At 63.6% G+C, this 4,213-nt stretch carries 3 protein-coding genes and 1 pseudogene; 2 read left to right on the top strand and 2 right to left on the bottom strand.

Going from position 1 to position 4,213, the window contains the following annotated elements:
- Together EN991_RS41115 and EN991_RS25635 are read right to left on the bottom strand one after the other, a co-directional pair.
- Positions 1 to 100 (bottom strand): annotated as a pseudogene (locus EN991_RS41115) (pseudouridine-5-phosphate glycosidase); the annotation flags it as partial.
- Between the two features lie 74 nt (positions 101 to 174).
- A complete protein-coding gene (locus EN991_RS25635) occupies positions 175 to 1,119 on the bottom strand; it encodes a carbohydrate kinase family protein (RefSeq protein ID WP_024504568.1) in 945 nt (314 codons plus the stop codon).
- Between the two features lie 280 nt (positions 1,120 to 1,399).
- On the opposite strand from EN991_RS25635, the gene recA reads away from it, so the two are divergent.
- Together recA and alaS are read left to right on the top strand one after the other, a co-directional pair.
- On the top strand, positions 1,400 to 2,497 hold the full coding sequence (gene recA, locus EN991_RS25640; protein ID WP_013532151.1) for a recombinase RecA: 1,098 nt from the start codon (positions 1,400 to 1,402) through the stop codon (positions 2,495 to 2,497).
- Positions 2,498 to 2,789: 292 nt separating this feature from the next.
- The coding region (gene alaS / locus EN991_RS25645; protein ID WP_127369809.1) for an alanine--tRNA ligase at positions 2,790 to 4,213 on the top strand (1,424 nt) is incomplete at its 3' end.

Genomic DNA, 4,213 nt, shown 5'->3' on the forward strand with positions numbered 1-4,213 from the left:
TGATGGTGCTTTCCAGCGCCACCACCGGCCGGCCGTCGGCCAGGGCCTGCGCCACCGGCGCGTGGATGTCGATGAAGGGGCGGGCGGTCTCAGGGGTCATCAAGGTCTCCTATCCGGAATGCGGCGCGTCCGTCGGACGCTCGGCAACATCGCGGCACTATGAATTCGCCGGTCTCATGCCACTTCCCTGGCATCCGGCACAAGGACCAACGCTTCCGCGAAGCTCGCCGCGGTGAACTCCGGAACGGCGGCGGCGCTTTCGATGGCAAGCGTCGCCCCGGCAATGCCTTCGCGCAGAGCTGCCCGCAGCGGCAGTCCTCGCAGCAGGGCTGCGACCGTTGCGCCCGCCAGCGCATCGCCGGCGCCGGTGACGTCGGCGACCTTTCTTGGTGGCGGCGGCAGGATAGAGAAGGCGCCGGCTTCATCGAAGCCCAGCATGGGCCCGCCGCCTGCCGTCACCACGCCGCTGACGAGGCCGCTGCATCGCAACCCGTCGACCACCTCGCGCTCCGTGGCATTCGCGGCGACGCCGGCCAGCGCCATGGCCTCGCGCCGGTTCATGAAGACCAGCGAAAGCTCCTTCAGCACCGGTAGCAACCGCACCACCTTGGCCGGCGAAATGGCAATCGCGAAAACCGGCTTGCCCGCGGCGAGCGCGACCAGCCGTTCCAGCGCCGTCGTCGGAAGATTGGCGTCGCAGAAGACGGCATCTGCGGCGGCGATCACCTCCCGCACCCTGGAGCGCCTGATCTGCTTGGGAAACGCCAAATCATAGAGCGCCATGTCGGCAAAGCCGACGATCAGCTCGCCTTCGCTGTCGATCAGCGCCGTGTAGCTCGGCGTCGTGCGGTCGAGGAAGACCGCCGACAGGTCGGTAATGCCTGCCCCGGCAATGGCTCGCGAAACGGTGTCGGCAGCGGCATCGCCGCCGCGAACCGACATCAGCGACGCGGAGACGCCGCGCCGCACGGCACTGCGCAAGGCGTTGAAGACGCCGCCGCCGACATCCTCGCGCATTGTGCCCGGATTGGAGGCGGCGGGCACGTAGGCGCCGGACACCTGGCCGCGCCGGTCGATATGGGCGCCGCCTACGGCCAGTATTTTCGCGGATTTCAGCATGCCGGCGATATGACCTTTGTTATTCCAGCCGCACAAGCGCTAGGCTGTGCGACCGAGCTTCGCATGCAAGGCGGCGATTCGGCAGGTCGAAACAACCGAGCCGTCTGGCCCAACGTGCGGTGCATTCCTGATCGAATCCTTGGACAAAAAAAGAACAAATCCGGATAATGCTTGTTTTTCAGATATTTGATCCCTCTTGCCAAATGAGAACAAAAAAGGTACAAATAGGCAGGGATTACGGATTGTCCGGCCTTCATTGACGACCAAGGGGTGATGTATCATGGCTCAGAATTCTTTGCGGCTGGTAGAGGACAAGGCAGTGGACAAATCAAAGGCTCTGGATGCGGCGCTGTCGCAGATCGAGCGGGCTTTCGGCAAGGGCTCGATCATGCGGCTCGGCGCCAACGAGCAGGTCGTCGAGATCGAAACGGTGCCGACCGGCTCGCTTGGCCTCGACATCGCGCTTGGCGTCGGTGGCCTGCCGCGCGGCCGCATCATCGAGATCTACGGGCCGGAAAGCTCGGGCAAGACGACGCTGGCCCTGCACACCGTGGCCGAAGCCCAGAAGAAGGGCGGCATCTGCGCCTTCGTCGATGCCGAGCACGCGCTTGACCCGGTCTATGCCCGCAAGCTTGGCGTCGATCTCGAAAACCTGCTGATTTCGCAGCCCGACACCGGTGAGCAGGCGCTGGAAATCTGCGACACGCTGGTGCGCTCCGGCGCCATCGACGTGCTGGTGGTCGATTCGGTCGCGGCGCTGACGCCACGTGCCGAAATCGAAGGCGAGATGGGTGATTCGCTGCCCGGCCTGCAGGCCCGCCTGATGAGCCAGGCGCTGCGCAAGCTGACCGCCTCGATCTCGCGCTCCAACACCATGGTCATCTTCATCAACCAGATCCGCATGAAGATCGGCGTCATGTTCGGTTCGCCCGAGACGACGACCGGCGGCAACGCGCTGAAATTCTACGCATCGGTGCGCCTCGACATCCGCCGCATCGGCTCGGTCAAGGACCGCGACGAAGTCGTCGGCAACCAGACCCGCGTCAAGGTGGTCAAGAACAAGCTGGCGCCGCCCTTCAAGGTGGTCGAGTTCGACATCATGTATGGTGAAGGCGTGTCCAAGACCGGCGAACTGGTCGATCTCGGCGTCAAGGCCGGCGTGGTCGAGAAGTCGGGCGCCTGGTTCTCCTACAATTCGCAGCGTCTCGGCCAAGGCCGCGAGAATGCCAAACTGTTCCTGCGCGACAATCCCGACACCGCACGCGAGATCGAGCTGGCGCTCCGACAGAATGCCGGGCTGATCGCCGAAAAGTTCCTTGAGAATGGCGGCTCCGAAGGTGGCGACGACGGGTTCGAGGAGGAATCCGGCGCGATGTGACAACTCGCGAGGTCGGCCGGAGTTCGGCCATAATCGCATTCTATTATCTCGGGCTTAAGTAATCGAGTTCCGCGTTAATGCGTTTTGAAACCGCCGGCCCAGTGCCGGCGGTTTTGCGTTTCGGCGGCGAAAACAGGCCGGTTCGAACGACCGGCAAAGGCCGTGGATTGGACCAATTCCGTGTTTCTGGACAGGGTGAAGCGCGGCGGCTAAAAGGCCAAGTCCTAATCTTCTAAAACGCAGAGCCCATTTCCGCCGGTTTGCCGGCGGCCCTTCCGAAAAGGCAGCATTCATGAGTGGCGTGAACGAAATCCGGTCGACATTTCTCGACTACTTCCGCAAGGAGGGTCACGAGATCGTCGCGTCGAGTCCGCTGGTGCCGCGCAACGACCCGACGCTGATGTTCACCAACGCCGGCATGGTACAGTTCAAGAACGTCTTCACCGGCCTGGAGAAGCGGCCCTATTCGCGCGCCTCGACCGCCCAGAAGAGCGTTCGCGCCGGCGGCAAGCACAACGATCTCGACAATGTCGGCTACACCGCGCGTCATCTGACCTTCTTCGAGATGCTCGGCAACTTCTCCTTCGGCGACTATTTCAAGGAGCGCGCCATCGAGCTTGCCTGGAACTTGATCACCAGGGAATTCGGGCTGAGCAAGGACAAGCTGCTGGTCACCGTCTATCACACGGATGACGAGGCGGCCGGCTTCTGGAAGAAGATCGCCGGTTTTTCCGACGACCGCATCATTCGCATCGCGACCTCGGACAATTTCTGGGCGATGGGCGACACCGGACCCTGCGGGCCGTGCTCGGAGATCTTCATCGACCGCGGCGAGCACATCTGGGGCGGCCCTCCCGGCAGCCCGGAGGAGGATGGCGACCGTTTCCTGGAATTCTGGAACCTGGTGTTCATGCAGTATGAACAGGTGACGAAGGAGGAGCGCATCGACCTGCCGCGCCCCTCGATCGACACCGGCATGGGCCTGGAGCGCATGGCGTCCATCCTGCAAGGGGTGGAAAGCGTCTTCGAGACCGATCTGTTCCGTCACCTGATCGACGCGGCCTCGTCCGCGATCGGGCATGGTCCCGACAAGGAGACGGTCGCCTCCTACCGGGTCATTGCCGATCATCTGCGCTCGTCCTCCTTCCTGGTCGCCGATGGCGTGCTGCCCTCGAACGAAGGCAGGGGCTACGTCCTGCGCCGCATCATGCGCCGCGCCATGCGCCATGCACAGCTGCTCGGTGCCAACGAACCGCTGATGTGGAAGCTGGTGCCGGCGCTGGTGCGCGAAATGGGCCAGGCCTATCCGGAACTGCTGCGCGGCGAACAATTGATCACCGAGACGCTGAAGCTCGAGGAGACCAGGTTTCGCAAGACGCTGGTGCGCGGCCTCGGCCTGCTTTCCGAGGCGACCGAAACGCTGCATGCCGGCGACATGCTGGATGGCGAGACGGCCTTCAAGCTCTACGACACCTATGGCTTCCCGCTCGACCTGACGCAGGACGCACTGCGCCAGCGCAGCATCTCGGTCGATATTGCCGGCTTCACCAACGCGATGGAGCAGCAGAAGGCCGAGGCGCGCAAGCATTGGGCCGGGTCCGGCGACGCCGCCACCGAGACCATCTGGTTCTCGGTGCGCGAGAAGGCCGGCGCCACCGAGTTCCTCGGCTATGAGACTGAAGCTGCGGAAGGCATCATCCAGGCGCTTGTCCGGGA

It is taken from the genome of Mesorhizobium sp. M7A.F.Ca.US.005.03.2.1 (genome assembly GCF_003997795.1).
GTDB lineage: Bacteria > Pseudomonadota > Alphaproteobacteria > Rhizobiales > Rhizobiaceae > Mesorhizobium > Mesorhizobium ciceri.